The 14,881-nt window shown below is 54.0% G+C and carries 15 protein-coding genes; 11 read left to right on the forward strand and 4 right to left on the reverse strand.

Features of this window, described 5'->3' with window-relative positions:
* Nucleotides 1-31: 31 nt before the first annotated feature.
* From BOA8489_RS17875 to BOA8489_RS17915, 8 genes are all read left to right on the forward strand, one after another.
* On the forward strand, nucleotides 32-1,117 hold the full coding sequence (locus tag BOA8489_RS17875) for a carbohydrate ABC transporter permease (protein WP_217897967.1): 1,086 nt from the start codon (nucleotides 32-34) through the stop codon (nucleotides 1,115-1,117).
* Nucleotides 1,117-1,950, forward strand: coding sequence for a carbohydrate ABC transporter permease (locus tag BOA8489_RS17880; protein WP_093975677.1), 834 nt, complete (start codon nucleotides 1,117-1,119; stop codon nucleotides 1,948-1,950). The genes BOA8489_RS17875 and BOA8489_RS17880 overlap by 1 nt, the downstream gene beginning before the upstream one ends.
* 26 nt (nucleotides 1,951-1,976) lie before the next feature.
* A complete protein-coding gene (locus BOA8489_RS17885) occupies nucleotides 1,977-3,251 on the forward strand; it encodes an extracellular solute-binding protein (RefSeq protein WP_093975678.1) in 1,275 nt (424 codons plus the stop codon).
* Between the two features lie 56 nt (nucleotides 3,252-3,307).
* The gene (locus BOA8489_RS17890) at nucleotides 3,308-4,408 is read left to right on the forward strand and encodes a glycoside hydrolase 5 family protein (RefSeq protein ID WP_093975679.1); all 1,101 of its coding nucleotides are present in this window, start codon (nucleotides 3,308-3,310) and stop codon (nucleotides 4,406-4,408) included.
* Between the two features lie 305 nt (nucleotides 4,409-4,713).
* Complete coding sequence (locus BOA8489_RS17895) at nucleotides 4,714-5,190, forward strand: hypothetical protein (protein ID WP_245813957.1); 477 nt, start codon at nucleotides 4,714-4,716, stop codon at nucleotides 5,188-5,190.
* 262 nt (nucleotides 5,191-5,452) lie between these two features.
* Nucleotides 5,453-5,698, forward strand: coding sequence for a hypothetical protein (locus BOA8489_RS17900; RefSeq protein WP_093975680.1), 246 nt, complete (start codon nucleotides 5,453-5,455; stop codon nucleotides 5,696-5,698).
* 271 nt (nucleotides 5,699-5,969) lie between these two features.
* Nucleotides 5,970-6,611, forward strand: coding sequence for a hypothetical protein (locus tag BOA8489_RS17905; RefSeq protein ID WP_141138332.1), 642 nt, complete (start codon nucleotides 5,970-5,972; stop codon nucleotides 6,609-6,611).
* Nucleotides 6,612-7,100: 489 nt separating this feature from the next.
* Nucleotides 7,101-8,504, forward strand: a complete 1,404-nt coding sequence (locus tag BOA8489_RS17915; protein WP_245813959.1) for a mechanosensitive ion channel family protein — start codon at nucleotides 7,101-7,103, stop codon at nucleotides 8,502-8,504.
* Between the two features lie 22 nt (nucleotides 8,505-8,526).
* On the opposite strand, the gene BOA8489_RS17920 is transcribed toward BOA8489_RS17915, so the two are convergent.
* The 3 genes from BOA8489_RS17920 to BOA8489_RS17930 all read right to left on the reverse strand — a co-directional run bounded on the left by BOA8489_RS17920 (nucleotide 8,527) and on the right by BOA8489_RS17930 (nucleotide 10,443).
* Nucleotides 8,527-9,027 carry a hypothetical protein gene (locus BOA8489_RS17920; protein ID WP_176440362.1) on the reverse strand — a complete coding sequence of 167 codons (501 nt, stop codon included), beginning with the start codon at nucleotides 9,025-9,027 and terminating at the stop codon, nucleotides 8,527-8,529.
* Between the two features lie 49 nt (nucleotides 9,028-9,076).
* Nucleotides 9,077-9,853 (reverse strand): hypothetical protein, encoded by a 777-nt coding sequence (locus BOA8489_RS17925; protein ID WP_093975683.1) that lies wholly within the window; start codon nucleotides 9,851-9,853, stop codon nucleotides 9,077-9,079.
* Between the two features lie 74 nt (nucleotides 9,854-9,927).
* Entirely contained in the window at nucleotides 9,928-10,443 is a 516-nt protein-coding gene (locus tag BOA8489_RS17930) for a DUF805 domain-containing protein (protein WP_093975684.1), read from the reverse strand.
* Between the two features lie 389 nt (nucleotides 10,444-10,832).
* On the opposite strand from BOA8489_RS17930, the gene BOA8489_RS17935 reads away from it, so the two are divergent.
* The 3 genes from BOA8489_RS17935 to BOA8489_RS17945 all read left to right on the forward strand — a co-directional run bounded on the left by BOA8489_RS17935 (nucleotide 10,833) and on the right by BOA8489_RS17945 (nucleotide 13,594).
* Complete coding sequence (locus BOA8489_RS17935; RefSeq protein ID WP_093975685.1) at nucleotides 10,833-11,651, forward strand: alpha/beta hydrolase; 819 nt, start codon at nucleotides 10,833-10,835, stop codon at nucleotides 11,649-11,651.
* 193 nt (nucleotides 11,652-11,844) lie between these two features.
* The gene (locus BOA8489_RS17940) at nucleotides 11,845-12,576 is read left to right on the forward strand and encodes an SGNH/GDSL hydrolase family protein (protein WP_093975686.1); all 732 of its coding nucleotides are present in this window, start codon (nucleotides 11,845-11,847) and stop codon (nucleotides 12,574-12,576) included.
* Between the two features lie 526 nt (nucleotides 12,577-13,102).
* Nucleotides 13,103-13,594: a hypothetical protein gene (locus BOA8489_RS17945; protein WP_093975687.1), complete on the forward strand. Its 492-nt coding sequence runs from the start codon at nucleotides 13,103-13,105 to the stop codon at nucleotides 13,592-13,594.
* Between the two features lie 25 nt (nucleotides 13,595-13,619).
* Here the strand turns inward: BOA8489_RS17945 and BOA8489_RS17950 are convergent, their stop codons facing one another.
* The gene (locus BOA8489_RS17950; RefSeq protein WP_093975688.1) at nucleotides 13,620-14,249 is read right to left on the reverse strand and encodes a transglutaminase-like cysteine peptidase; all 630 of its coding nucleotides are present in this window, start codon (nucleotides 14,247-14,249) and stop codon (nucleotides 13,620-13,622) included.
* Nucleotides 14,250-14,881 lie beyond the last annotated feature (632 nt).

The raw sequence follows: 14,881 nt of genomic DNA on the forward strand, positions 1-14,881 counted from the left end.
GAAGAATCGTCATCGGATCAGGGAGGAAACGATGCGGGAGGGAAGAAAGGCCTATTTGAGCCAGACTCAGGCCGCTTGGGTCCTCTTGACGCCCTTTCTGGCCACCTATGCCCTCTTCCTGATCTACCCGTTCTTTCGTGGCATCTGGATAAGTCTACACGACTGGAATCTGCTTGCGGTCGCCTTCAATCCTGACGCCAAGGAATTTGTCGGGCTCAGAAACTACGAGCGCGTCATGTGGGGCCGGAACATCACCTGGGGTTTTGCATCTCCAGTGTTACAGGCCCTTGGCCTTCTTGGCCTTGTCGCCGCCGCCTACCTTCTCCGTACAAATCGGCTGGGTCGCTTAAACGTCATCGCGCTTGCGGTGGTGTCAGCAGCTTTGGTTTTCCTCCCCGGTTTTCATCCCGGCGAAGGTGGGCGGTGGTACGACAGACGCTTCTGGCCAACGGTCGGAAATACGATCCTTTTCGTCGCCTGGGCCGTGCCGGGCGTGACGATTTCGGCAATGGTGTTAGCAGCGGCGCTGAACCGCGAAACCAAGGCAATGGGCGCATTGCGAACGCTGTTTTTCCTCAGCCAGGTTCTGTCCGTAACGGTCGTCACGCTGATCTGGCAGATCATGTTCTCACCAAGACAAGGCCTCATCGCCAATGTCATGGAGGTCTTTGGCGCATCGCCCATCAACTGGCTGACGGACGAGAAATTCGCCATGGCTGCCATCGTGATCGCCACGGTCTGGTGGTCGCTGGGCATCGCGATGATTCTGTTCCTCGCCGGACTTCAGGACATTTCGAAAGACATCTACGAGGCCGCCGCTCTGGACAATGCAAAAGGCATTAAGGCTTTCTGGTACATCACGCTCCCGAACCTGCGCCGCACAATCACGCTTGTCGTGGTCCTGCAGATCATCCTGCATTTCCAGGTTTTCGGGCAATCCCATCTGATGACCCAAGGCGGGCCGAACGATACTACGCAGGTCCTAGTCCGTTACATCTATCAAACCGGCTTTCGCGATAGCGAGCTCGGGCGCGCCTCAGCGATGGCTGTGTTCCTGTTCCTCATCATGGGTCTATTCTCGGTCGTTCAGTTCATCGTAGGTCGGGAGAAGTCGTGATGAACAAAGGATATTATTGGCTGATCATCGCGCTCTCGATCCCGGCTTTTCTCTGGCTGGTTCCGACCCTTTGGATGGTCTCGCTAAGCTTCCAGCCAAATGAAGTCTTGGCGCGTACGACTTCGACCACATTTTTTGGTCTGATCCCCCTTCCTTTCACGGCCGAGAACTACTCCGCCCTGTTTGCATTTGGCCAAACACCCTGGTGGTTCCTGAATTCGGTCATCGTCGCGGTTGGCATGACGCTCGGTGTCCTCGCGGTTTCGACCACAGCTGGATACGCACTTGCCCGGCTCGAATTTCCATTCAAGAAAATGATCGTTGTAATCTGCCTTATCGGCCTGATGGTCCCCGAGCAGGCCGTCTTCATTCCGCTTTATACGATGTTCGCGGACTTCGGCTGGCACAACAGCTACCACGCGCTGATCCTGCCCCGCATGGCTGTGCCCATCGGCGTGTTCTTGATGATGCAGTTCTTTCAGGCTATCCCGAAAGACATCGAAGAGGCCGCGCGCCTGGACGGCGTCGGCTGGCTCAAGATCTTCTGGTACGTCATGCTCCCGCTCGCGCGCCCTGCTATGATGACGCTGGCGATCCTGACATTCCTCTATGCCTGGAACGACTACCTCTGGCCGCTCGTCAGCGCGCAGCAACGCGATTACTTCACGATCACCCTGGGCCTCGCGTCCATTCAATCGAACTTCGCACAATCGGAAGGACTGGGCCGCGTTATGGCCTCGGGCGTCATTGCCTCGCTTCCGGTCGTCATCCTGTTCCTCATCTTCCAGCGATACGTGGTTCAAGCCATGACCGTCGGTGGATCGAAGGGCTAATTTTCACGCACATTGGGAGGAAACAAATGAAACATGTGCTTCTAACAGCGGCAGCCGCCGCTACTCTCGCCTCAGGCGCGCTTGCGCAAGAGGTTACACTGGGCCGCTTCTTTGGCGCCTGCGAAGATGCGGGAACCGACACTACGTCAAGCGTCGGCGAGGCCTGCATCATTCAGTCGATCATCAATGCGGCGGATGCCGAAATAGATGGTGTGTCTATTACAACGTTGCCGACTGACTGGGGTAACTACTACGACCAGATCAAGGCTGCCTTTGCGGGCGGTACACCGCCGGACATCTTCGTCATGCACCGTCACCGGATCCCCGAGTTTGCGGGTCTGGGTGCCGTTGCCGAGATTTCAGGCGACCTTGAAGCGGTGGGTATCGACGCTTCCGATTGGTCCGCAACCGCGCTTGACGCAGTCAGCTTCAACGGCGGCATCTACGGCGTTCCAATGGACTTCCACGCCAACCTCTGGCACGTCAACATGGACTTGATGGCCGAAGCGGGCCTTGTGGAAAACGGTAAGCCGGTCCTGCCATCCACACCCGAGGAACTGATCGCTCATGCGCAGCAACTGAAAGATGCAACCGGCAAAGACTATCTTGCCGCCGACTTCGCGCAATTTCCGCTTGGCGTGCGCACCGTGCTGGCACTGCTTTGGCAGCAGAACGGCAATATCTTCACGGACGACGGCACGGCGACGATCAACACCAATGAGGCTAAGAACGCTGTCACGGCGATCACTCAGTTGTTTGATGCAGGTCTTGCCAATCCCCAGTTGAACTATGCCGACAGCCAACAGGCCTTCTTGAACGGCGAGTCCGCCATTCTGGTAAACGGCACATGGGTCGTGGACTTCTATACGGCAGAAGCCGCGAAGGAAGAGGTGGGTCTCGACAACTACTATGTCGCCGACTTCCCAACTCTGTTTGACACCGGCGCAACCTGGGCGGACAGCCACATGTGGGCCATCCCATCGACTGTGGACGGCGAACAGAAAATGGCAGCTCTGAAAGTCCTTGCCTTTATCAACGACCACAACATCGATTGGGCACGCACAGGACACATGGCAGTGCGCACATCTGTTGTGGAAAGCGAGGCATATACATCACTGCCACACCGCGATGAATACGCGGGCACAGCGGCCATCGCAAAGGACACTCCCCCATCCGAGCGCTATGGCGCAATTCAGGATGTTCTGAACCGTGAGCTACAGGCGATTTGGCTGACTGGCAAAGACGTTGAAACGGCTCTCGCCGACGCGGAACTTGAGGTCCAGGACCTGCTGGACCGCTAGAGCAATAGCCTGCCCGGATCACACCCGGGCAGGCTTCCAAAACGGGGAAGAATGTCATGGACCGCTGGACAACATCGCAGGTCAAAGCCTGGTGGGATGCCAAGCCTTGGATTTGTGGCTTTAACTTCCTGCCTTCAACGGCCGTCAACTTTCTCGAAATGTGGCACCGCGAAACCTTCGATCTGGCCACCATCGAACGCGAGCTTGGCTGGGCCGGTAACATTGGCTTCAATGCCGTTCGGGTCAACCTCCACACACTGATCTGGGAGAACGACCGGGACGGTCTGATCGAACGCCTCGGCGCATTCATGGACGTCGCGCGGGCTCACGGAATGGAAACCGTACCCTGCCTTTTTGACGACTGCGGCTTCGGCGGCATCGAGCCTACCTACGGCCCTCAGCCCGACCCCGTCCCGGGTATCCACAACAGTCGGGCCGTCGCCTGTCCGGGGCGCGATGTGGTGGTTGATCCAACCCAAAGGCCGATGCTGGAAGCCTATGTACGCGACCTGATTTCGACCTTCCGGACCGATCCACGGATCGCTTTTTGGGACATCTACAACGAGCCGGGAAACCGGATGGAGTTCACCAGCGGCGGGTTTTCTCGGTATGGCGGAGATCTTGACGTCCATTCAATGTCCCTCATGACAAGCGCCTTTTCGTGGGCGCGCGACGAAACACCTGTGCATCCGCTGACCGTCGCCGCATGGACGACGCCGCTGCCCGGCGAAGATGCGCACCCTTACCAGACCGAGATTGACCGGGCCGCACTTTTGCACTCGGATATCATCACCTTCCATGCCTATTGGAAGGCCGATCAGGTCGCGAGGTTCATCGACTTTCTATCGGTTCTCGACCGACCCATGCTTTGCACAGAATGGATGGCCCGGGCGGTGGACAGCCGCATCGAAGATCAACTCGAACTTTTTCACGACCGCAAAGTTGGATGTTTCCAATGGGGTCTTGTTCAGGGCCGCACCCAAACCCACCTTCCATGGCCCGATGATCTGGTAAGCGCGCACGGGGGCTCAACTGATCGCGACATCTGGTTTCACGACCTCCTCCATCCAGATGGCAGGCCTTTCGATCCTTTCGAGATCGAGAAAATCTCAACTCTAACTGGCAAACAGCCCGGTCGAGACAGAAAGAAGGCGTGAGCCAGCCTTGGCAGAAGATGGAACGAGCGAATCCTATTTTTGAGCGCGATTACGGACAAAGCAAGAAATGCCATTCTGATTGAGATCCTCAATCGGTTCCGAAAACCACCATGTCTGCTTCGTCCGCAAAGCGGACCTTGATGCGCCTCAGAGCGAATGCCAGTACTTGGCCCAGAGGGCTCAGAACCCGCCGCAATTCGCTGCTTTTTTGACCGGAGCTTCTCTCAAATAGAACATTAAATGGGCAAAATCACTTTATACAGATGCACGAACCTCTATGCAGGTGAATAAAGGAGAATAATTCAATGCCTATAAAGCTTTTCGCAATGATGCTAGCCGGAAGTCTGTTTGCCGCAGGTGCGGCTGTCGCTTGCCCCAATTACAACTTGTCCGGTGAAAGCTATGAGGTTTCGGGTAGCTACCTTTACTCGCCTCGCTCACTCACTGTCCGAGCGGGCGGACCACATTCTATAACTGCATGCGGCATCAGACCGAATACCGACCGGGGACGGGGCTACGTCACTGAAGCGCCTGATTTTACGATCCATTTGAGCGGTATGAGTGGGTACTCACTGGTAATGAGCGTTGAAAGCGAATGCGACAGCGTTTTGCTGATCAATACCGGAGCGAAAAACTGGTACTATGACGACGATGACAATGGTGCTTTAGATGCTCGGATTTCTCTAAGCCGTCCGTCAAACGGTTGGTTGGATATTTGGGTCGGAACCCATGATGGCGCAGTCTGTGATGCGCGTCTGGTGCTGGAAACTTTCAATAGGTAGGACAATTGGTGGTCGCGGTCGACGCGAGCCGGAGGCTCGCTGATTCCACCGCCAATTTCAGCTTCGCCAATAATTCGCCCGTCGCTTCCGAACTGCTGCGGGCGGTTATCCGGCAGACGCCGCTTCACTGCGGAACACTTTGCGCTGTTTCAGACCAAAGGTGCTGCAAACACGGAGTTTCAAATCGCAACTCTATTCTCCCACAAAGAGTAGTCCCATCGAAACGCAAATAAGAATCCAGAATGTCCTAGATGCGCATGCCGTGAAGGCCGCAAACAGCGAATACGACCGCGCGGTGTGCAGACTCGCTGTAGCCGCGGCGAGGAAGACTGTCTGGGATTGCCTTGACGGCACGGATCCAAATGTCGATGAAAAAATGCTGGTTCAGAAGTTGCTGGACCTGCACGCCAGTTATTATGATCCGGACGGAGAATATACGTCCGGAAAGGGTACGATCGGCGATCTGATCGCTGACATTTGTGGTGCTTTAAAAAATTGCGATCCATGAACATGCCAGAGATGTGGAGAGCAGTTTGATGCGCGGGATGCCTCGTTGGAATGACCCACGTTCCAATTTCCGTTTTTGCAAAGACTGACTGGCCTCAAGCCCCGGGTTTTGCAGAGTTACAAAAAATAGGCCAACATCCGTGAAATCGGGAAAGAAGGGAAATTTCGTGTATTTTCGAGCTCTACTTGCTTGCGCTTTCGCTATGGTAGCCACAGGCGCGTACGCCTCATGCCCGAAACCCAACATTTTACCGTCTGCGGTGGGTTGGGAGGTGAAGAAACAGGATGGCTTCTGGATTGCATATTCGGACGTCTACCCGGGTCTTGAAGTGCCTCTGCATATGGCGTCGCCAAGCCAGCCGGAGATCTACGAGTTCGTAACCCTGCCGCGCTATCAAAACCGCATTGGACTGTTGCAATATTTTGCCGGAGAGCCCGGGACCTCCTACTTGGTTACCCTGGTTCACAACGCTATCGTGGACTTGAGCACCCTGACCGTGATCGGTGACGCAGCATTCACTGAAGACTGTGTGCGCACCAAATGGACCTGGCATGACAACAGAGTCGACACCGATACTGCCTATGGGCTCGAAGTGTTCGACTTGAGCCGGTCTCCGGAACCGGTCATGCTGGATTTTGATACAGACCACGGCACTTGCAGCACTGGGTTCCAAGTCAATGATGGCGGAGCGAAGTTACACGCCGGGCCTAGTGAAGAATTTCCAGTCGTCGCCATCTTAACCGCAGGGATAGTGGTCGCCGGATGCGATCATCGGGACGGCTGGGAAGGTATTATCGAAGGGCAAGACGAGACCTGTAGCGTTGGAATTTCGGTCCCTGAGCGGATACCCTACACTGGACCCTGCCGCAGCGGTTGGATCGACCAAAGCCTGGTGACGCAAATCTACGGGTAGAGCCCTTTAACAAAACTTTCAGTGTGAATTTGCTTGAGTGTCTGTCGTCAGAGTTTTGGAACCAATGGAGGCCTAAACTGAGAGAGTGTTCGGCTCATCTGGTTGGTTTGTTTATCAGACTCCGCGATCATCAACGAATCCGTCCCATGCCGTATGGCGGCTTTGTCCGCATTGTGGTCATTGGTGCGCGGCGCAGCGAATGACGGCTTTGAGCCCAATGCGGACATTTCCCGCCACCCTCGGCTAGGTTTTCAAGTGTGTCAGCGCTCTCAGTGGAAATTATGGAAAAAATCTCTCGAAAATCGAGTTTAGTGCAGCCTAAGAGGCTTTTGCCTATGACTCAAATATTTTGCCGAGGCTACATGAAGCCAGGATAGATATTGAGGGTAAGCAGCCGTGTATTAGCTTTGACATCACCACAAGAACTACTATTTGGCCTCAAGATGCAATGATGCATTCCGTGAAAAGCCTGGGACGGAAGTACTGCTGATGAAAAAGCCAAAAGCTGAGAATTCAAATAGATTGGTTACCGCAGCCCGTTTTCGGCTAAGCCTTATTTCACTGGTGGCATGCCTTTTTTCCATGTTCCCTCAGCAGATGGTTTTTGCGCAAGACAGTGTGGAGACAGCACCGAAAGACTTCGCAGAAATTCTAGCGGATTCAGTAACTGCGGGCGTCGTCGACGAAAGTACCCGTGATCCGGTTACGGGCCTGTCCAGTGAGCTGCTTGACCCGGCTATCTTGCCCTCAGAGCTCGAACTCAGACTCATTCCATTAACCAAGAGCGAACTTGAGATTTTGGCTCCCGCGTGGCTGGAAATCGTGCGCGCCAAGACAGAGAGCGTCATGGCCGCACAAATCGCTATATCCCGTACGGATGCCGATGTAGAGGACGCAGCGCGCGGAAATTTGACGGAGCTCGTTCTTGAGCGGGGCGCCCTTTTTGACAAATACAGCAAGGTCGTTTCGGCTTGGGAGAAGAAGGGCGGGGATGCGCAGCTCATCTCAGAATATCGCGCATACAGATCATCAGTCATCGTTGAAGAAACACGAACGTCGGACTACCAGACACTATATGCAGAGGCGGTGCGTTGGCTTGTCGACCGCGACGGTGGGATCGCCGTGGCAATCAACTTAGCGGTTATTGTGGGGTCTCTGCTGGCGCTTCTTATTTTTGCAGCGACGATCCGCAGATTGGCACGCGGCTGGCTTGGGCACGTCCCCAACCTTTCAAAATTGCTTCAGGCTTTTATCGTAACGCTGATTTATTGGTTGGTGCTCGCGATTGGCCTTATGGTCGTTCTTTCCGCACTTGGTATCGATATCTCTCCAGTTTTCGCACTGATAGGTGGCGCGTCCTTCATCCTTGCTTTTGCTTTTCAAGATACGCTCGGAAATCTGGCCAGCGGCCTTATGATCATAATCAACCGTCCGTTCGACGAAGGGCATTACGTAGATATTGGCGGTGTCGCGGGAACGGTCAAATCAGTGAGTATTGTAGCGACGACTGTTATTACTCCAGACAATCAGGTGATTGTCATCCCCAATAAAAATGTCTGGGGCAATGTCATCACCAACGTGACGGCGAGCAAGACAAGACGCGTTGATCTTGTTTTTGGCATATCATACGAAGATTCTATCCCGGAGGCATTGAAGGTAATTGAGAAAGTAACACGGGCGCATCCGCTCGTCCTCGACGATCCAGAAATTGTCATACGCGTTCATGAACTTGCCGACAGCTCGGTAAACTTTATCTGCCGTCCTTGGACGAAAACTTCTGACTACTGGGCGGTCTACTGGGACCTGACGCAACAGATGAAGGAGGCGTTTGACGCCGCCGGCATTTCGATCCCTTACCCTCAGCAGTCCTTGCATATTCGCTCTGACACGTAGTTGGGGTGTCGCTCCATAAATTCTACTCCCATTTTGCACCCGTACTGCGCCAGATCTTTTCTTGGGCGTCCCAAACGCTGGCGACAACGCAGGGCGTTGGGTTGGTACCCTCACATTGCGAGCCATGCACATCCGCAAGAAGCACGCGGAATGGGCCAGTGCTCGCCATGTCCCATCCCTGATTGAGAAGCGAAAACAAACGCTCCTCGACCAAGAAGTGAGACATGCAACCACCTGTCCCGCAATAGAGCGACACAGCGGTAGAACAGGCAAACCCGGCTTCGTCCAAAACCCAGTCCCGCTGGATGTCTCCATCGAGATCAACGCGGTGAACGGCTCCTAATTTAAGGGCGAACTGTCCATTTTCGAAATCGGAGCATGCCTGCTGTGCGGCCTCGACTTTTTCAAGCAGCTGTGTGGGCAGCTCGGACAAGTCTTGCGCCTGTGCCGAAGCAGTGCAGAAGGCCGCGCAGATCGCACAGAAAACAACCACCCGTGCGCCTGCGCCGGCGTGACTACCCATTCCGACTATTCGGCTACCAATGTCCGCATTTCCAGACCTTCCATACGGCTCAGTTGCATTGATCATAGGTGTAATCGCCCAATTCAATCCAGTTCCGGGCCCCATCGCTGAAGACAAGAAACTCTGACCTATCTTCGCCCAGAAGAGCGACCTGAAAGCCTGCCGGCGTCTGAGAGTTACCGAAGAAGCTGTACGACGTCATCGCACGAACTGTCTCGCCATTGACGGTCACGATGGCGTCCCATTGGTCGCCCGGCTCTCCCACGATGGCATACTCGATGACCCTCTGAACGGCGCCACCTCCGCAGTAGACAATGCCTTCGGGTACCTCCACGCTTGGTGACTGAGATGCCGAAGTGCCAGAGTTGCACGCTGTGCGCAGTGATCTGACGGCTGCCGACGAGCCTTTAAGCGTGAAGATGCCATACGTGATATCTTGATCGACCATCGAGAGGTTCAGAACTGCGTTCTTCGCGATCTGGTCCAGAACAAATTCAAAGTCGCCCCGATCGAAGAAACGGACTTCGACAGGATAGTTGTCGGCGATCGAGATTTCGGAGTTTATTGATCCCGCCTGGAATGCGCCAACCTCCGTCGAGCCGTTCTTCATGAAGCGGAACGACAGGCCTTGCTTTGAAACGATATCCTCTGCGTCTTCATAACCCGCTGGCGCGAAGCGAACCCGATCGCATTGCAGTTCCAGCGTCATGTTGCCGTTCTGGATGAAGGCGTTGGCATTGGGCGGACCGCTGAAATTCCAGTCAGCCGTTGCAGGGGATGACATCATGATGGAGAGGAATGTGCCGGCGATTAGATGTCTCTTCATAGGTAACCTTCTTAGCAATTTAGCAATGTCTCGTAAGGCCGCTGAAAACCCTCTAAAGGGGCTAGGTCATCGGCCTACACCGCAGGTGGGCCATAATCATTCGTACCTTCCTGTGAAGGTCGGCTTAGCCACCAGATCATCAGTACCGAAAGTATGAGCTGAAGTACCCCGACAACCATCAAGCCGGTGACGCCGAGAAGGGCCGCTGGGCCTCTCAACGCATCAGGGTCGTCGGCGCCTTGCTCGAGAACTGAAAACACGGCGATGCCACTGAACAGCATGAACATAGTCGCGATGCCCAGAGCTGCAGGCAGGAGCAAGTACCAGCCTGGTCTTCCCGTGTCGTGCAAACGACGCCATCCAGCGGCAAGCATGGGTACAACAATGGCAAGCTGGAAGATCGGAGTGAAGACTTGGCTACTCTCTCCAGTTTCAGGGTTCACGCCGAAAAGTGAGGCGTCGACGATTGCCAAAACAATGCTGAAGATGATTACAAATAGCACAAACCACCAGTACTCGGACCGCACCGCGCGCCCCGAAAAAACAAAGTATTTTGCGAGGCAAGTCTTGATTGCTTCAACGAGACCCATGTGTGTTTCACTCCCCGAAAATATTGACAGATACGTCAATGATAAGAAGAAACATAACGCAAGAATTGGTCAAGCCGCATAATAATCTGCACCTGCAATGGACCGCTATGTTCGCACAGCAGTGATTCAAGCGTAATTGCTACTCTGCTCCGCAGCGAACGGATACTTTGTCCCGCAACTCGGTCATTCGTGCACGCCGCAGTGAATGACTGTATCGAGCCCGAAGCAGTCGTAGCTTTCTTCCCCTGCCTCACTTTATCAACTCCCAGTCTCACAAGCAGAAGGAGAGAAGTTGTGCCAAGTAATTCGCTTTTCTGAATGCTCTTTTTGGGAGATCAAGATTTGATCCTGATCAACGTTCGAGAAAGTCGCTTGCGTAGTTTATCATCATGAAAAATGTCCGCGCGATACTCGTCTGTTTTTGGGCATTGGCGAATGCCGCATCTGCCGACAATACACTGGTGTCGCTTGAAGAGGATGTCCCATTCGGAGCATTGCCACAGCAGACTCTCGATATCTATTTTCCGAAAACGGCGACGTCGAGCACACGAGTACTTGTTTTCTTTTACGGGGGCGGATTCACGAAGGGCAGCAAGGCGAATATCCGTAGATTGGGGCAATCATTCGCAAGCAAAGGGACGATAGTGGTTGCGCCCAATTATCGCCTCTACCCCGAAGTGGCTTTCCCAGAATTTGTGCAAGACGCCGCTTTGGCGATATCCTATGTGTGGCGAAGCTTGCGCGACGAGGACGGTCGCCCTCGACCAATTGTTATTGGTGGTTGGTCAGCCGGTGCCTATATTTCTGCCTTGGTTGCTTATGACGATAGATATCTTGAGGCAGCGAGTGGTTCGCAGGTAGTAGTAAATGGATTCATTGGGTTAGCAGGTCCCTATCAGGGAGGGCTTTGTTCCGGACAGAGCTGTCCGCATATCTTCCCGAAGGAAACCAAACTCGATTGGTCGGTTTCACGCTTTGTAGATCCCACCGACCCTCCCATGCTTTTGGTGCGAGGCACGCATGACATGTTTGTTGACGCTAGCAACCTCACCAAAATGGCGGCGGCCGGGGAAGCAGCGGGTATAGGTGTGTCCACTTTAGTGGTTAGGAACGCATCTCATGAGGACTTAATTTCAGAGTTGCACGAGTCGGATTCTCTCGTCCGAACGGCAGTAGATGCTTATCTCAGAGAAGTCGTCGGCGACTGATTGCCACTACGAATGGCAGCTTCGTCCGCGCAGCGGTCATTGGTTCTTTCTGCAGCGAATAACTGCTTCGAGCCCAAAGCGGACGGATCGAAAACCGGGCAACTTCACTTCGATTTGCGCTAAGTCAACAACCGCTTCAGCAATTTTGCCTAGATCGCTTAGCACAACTTACACTAGCGAGGGAGAGGTAAGAATGTTGTCGCGGCTCTTTCAAATCAGCTTCATCGCATGCCTTTCTGCACTGGTCGGGACAGCCCATGCTCAACAGGATCAAGACAAGAACGAACTGGAGATGGTCTATATCGGTGCTTCTTGGATGCAGCACGCAGCCAACCTATTCTCGCAACAAGCTGCAAAAGACCTTGGCGTAAAAGTGAACTTCTGGCAGCGCAATACTGGTGGTCAAGTCGCGATTGCGACGGCAAAGCTTGCGGCTGGTGGTCAATGGGACATCGTCGATGATGCCGACATTATCGTCATAATGATAACCGGCAATTTTGGGCGTCGAGTCGGTTACTGTCTGGATACCCCCAGCGAAAACCCTTTCAGTGAGGCACCTGAGGACTTGAGAGAAGATGTTGAAGAGTTCCTAGCGGAATTGGACCGAAACGTTGATCTTACCAAGACGATGGTGAGGATTGGCCTGCCAGCTGTGAAGCCGCATTTCCGATCGCAATGGGTCGAGCGCGACAATGTGAGTGAGTGTAGTAAGGCTTGGTCCGCTCTCTTGAATCAATGGAGAGAAGTCGCGGCGGACTACAGGATACCGGTCATCGATGTGACGCGCGCGTGGAACGGTAGCGATGCGACCGCTGCCTCTCCCGAGGAGTATTTCGTATGGGATCGAACTCACCTGAACGAGCAAGGCGCCGAGGCTGTTGCCGCCCTTATTCGAGCTGAGGGCTATGCGCCCCTCTCACCTTAGCGACGACGGCTCTGTGCACGTTACCTGCCAGCTACCGTCGGCGTTAGATTTCTAGCCGAGCTTCAGCTTGGATCGGTGTGCGCCAATTGATTCTGGTCGGCATGACGTTCTTGGTGTGAACGGCTTGTCTCGCAACTCGGTCATTTGTGCTCGACGCAGCGAATGACGACTTAGAGCCCGGAGCGGCCATCTGTTCCATGGACCAAGTCACTTCAGGAATTCGCTTATAATTCTCGGCGGATACACACTGGACCACCCGTTATTCAAGAACACAAAACTTGACCATCGACCTATCGATCGATGGATACATTTTGCACCGCCCATGAGACCCTAGCGCAGCACAACCACTTCGATCGGACTGAACAGTTGAGACTGAGAAAACTGGTTTAAAAAGTGCCGCAAACGAGCAACGGTGGCGCATTTTGTCGATCAAGAAATTTGGCATATATTGTGGATTTGCACTCTTGAGAATACCAGATCAGCTAAATTGAGGCTGTAATAACAAAAGTCGAGTGAGGGCTAAAAAATGAACAAAATGAACAATCTATTTGCAGCAGCAGTGTCTGCTGCGATTATGTTACCTGCCGCAGACAGCGCGTCCGCTGGCTCAACAAATCCGAGCGAAAACACTACAAACCTTGAATTCGCAGAAGTACTTCGTATTCGCCTGCCATATGGTCTATGCGAATTCGAGACGGTTGTGCCGGGTTATGTTGTGGATAAGCTAAGCGCACGCGGCGACTGGAACACTCTTGTCATCTATATGCTGAAGAATTGTCCTGCGCTTGGCTTGCCGCTTGCAGACACAACGACTGCGTCGATTTCCCAGACCGTGGCGGACGATTCTGGGGACGGCTCCAGTTCAGCCTCCGATACTCAATCCGGACCCGATGGCAGTTCAGATGATACCCTAGGCACCGGTGGCACTGACGGAACCGACGATGATGATGGCGATAACGGCCACGGTAACGACGCTGATGGGCACGATGACAGCAACCCAGGCAAAAAAGCTGAATGACAATCAGGCTTGATTTTTGGGGGCGTCAGCCCCCGAGAACGCCACCTGCGAGAACGGCCAACCATTGGCTGGGCGAGTCAGGGTTTTGCATCCTTAGGAAGGTGTAGCCGGTCTCTTGCCAGCCAAGGATACTGTTCGTAACGTTGTCCAGAATATAATCACCCGCATCTATCCTAAGCACCAGCACCGCGTGCGGGTTATTGCGCCGATCCAGTACGGTGGCAATCAGAAGTTTTTCTGCGGCGATCCCTTTCGAGATCAAAGCTTGCTTCTTTGCAAGGGCGAAGTCTTCGCAATCTCCGCCGCGCGCTGTTGGAAGCGCCCAGTATTCGCTGCGATTATACTGAACCTCGTCTGTAACTTCGCGGGTTTGCCGATTGATAATTGTATTCACCGTTTGGGCAATAGTCAGCACCTCGCGCCCAGTGGATGTTGCGCGCCCGCTTCTAGTACATGCCCAGTCATATCGAACACAGACATCGGAGAACCCGTTGGGCTCATCCACTCTGTGTAGGGCCTCAAGATGAGGTCGTTTGCCAGACGCGTGTGCAGGGGCCAACGGTGTCATCAGCGCAAGACAAAGCGTAAAGCCCACACGAAGAAATGCGGGTGAACCGCTCTCTGTCCATGAATATGAAAAGCCCCTAAACCACATAAGGTTAGCTTGATTTGGGAAAGTGGGTGTAATTGGTCCGAGTTTAGGCCAATTTGAGGCGATCTTGGTCGAATTGTGGCGGTGAAAAGTTCTGCTTCAAGAGCCGCAGAACCTTGTCGATGGCACAGTCAGATCCGAAAGCCCGTTCCAGCACAGGCATGAAAGCTGTTGTTCGATAATTGCTGCGATGCGACTTCAGGGCGATGTATGAATGGCCTTTCTAAGCCGCCTGTGTCCCGTTCAAGAGATGCCGAGAATGGCGGCTCCGTCCGCAGATCAGACATTGGAAACCCATCTTTTGGTGCACCTGCAGCGAACGGCAGTTTCGTCCCGCATTGTGGTCATTGGTGCTTACCGCAGCGAATGGCCGGTTAGAGCCCAAAGCGGACACTAAATAACTCTCTGGATGCCAGACTTGGCGGACGTTTCCCTACACTAACTTTGAGAAGTCTCTGCGCTGAGGGACAACATTGAGGTCGATTTGACCAGCTCAAGACCTCACGCGCACGCACGGCGTGATCTCGCGGTAACGCGTGAATTGCGCATGCTACACCCCGATCTCCAGGTCGATTGGCTGGCTCAGGACCCGGTGACGCGTTTCCTCGGCGCCAATGACGAAAGCATCCACCCGG

The organism is Boseongicola aestuarii (assembly GCF_900184815.1).
Classification (GTDB): Bacteria; Pseudomonadota; Alphaproteobacteria; order Rhodobacterales; family Rhodobacteraceae; genus Boseongicola; species Boseongicola aestuarii.

Coding starts and splice junctions, on each gene's coding strand:
- BOA8489_RS17875 (WP_217897967.1), top strand. CDS start 32: ATGCGGGAGGGAAGAAAGGCCTATTTGAGCCAGACTCAGGCCGCTTGG.
- BOA8489_RS17880 (WP_093975677.1), top strand. CDS start 1,117: ATGAACAAAGGATATTATTGGCTGATCATCGCGCTCTCGATCCCGGCT.
- BOA8489_RS17885 (WP_093975678.1), top strand. CDS start 1,977: ATGAAACATGTGCTTCTAACAGCGGCAGCCGCCGCTACTCTCGCCTCA.
- BOA8489_RS17890 (WP_093975679.1), top strand. CDS start 3,308: ATGGACCGCTGGACAACATCGCAGGTCAAAGCCTGGTGGGATGCCAAG.
- BOA8489_RS17895 (WP_245813957.1), top strand. CDS start 4,714: ATGCCTATAAAGCTTTTCGCAATGATGCTAGCCGGAAGTCTGTTTGCC.
- BOA8489_RS17915 (WP_245813959.1), top strand. CDS start 7,101: ATGAAAAAGCCAAAAGCTGAGAATTCAAATAGATTGGTTACCGCAGCC.
- BOA8489_RS17920 (WP_176440362.1), bottom strand. CDS start 9,027: ATGGGTAGTCACGCCGGCGCAGGCGCACGGGTGGTTGTTTTCTGTGCG.
- BOA8489_RS17925 (WP_093975683.1), bottom strand. CDS start 9,853: ATGAAGAGACATCTAATCGCCGGCACATTCCTCTCCATCATGATGTCA.
- BOA8489_RS17930 (WP_093975684.1), bottom strand. CDS start 10,443: ATGGGTCTCGTTGAAGCAATCAAGACTTGCCTCGCAAAATACTTTGTT.
- BOA8489_RS17935 (WP_093975685.1), top strand. CDS start 10,833: ATGAAAAATGTCCGCGCGATACTCGTCTGTTTTTGGGCATTGGCGAAT.
- BOA8489_RS17940 (WP_093975686.1), top strand. CDS start 11,845: ATGTTGTCGCGGCTCTTTCAAATCAGCTTCATCGCATGCCTTTCTGCA.
- BOA8489_RS17945 (WP_093975687.1), top strand. CDS start 13,103: ATGAACAAAATGAACAATCTATTTGCAGCAGCAGTGTCTGCTGCGATT.
- BOA8489_RS17950 (WP_093975688.1), bottom strand. CDS start 14,249: ATGTGGTTTAGGGGCTTTTCATATTCATGGACAGAGAGCGGTTCACCC.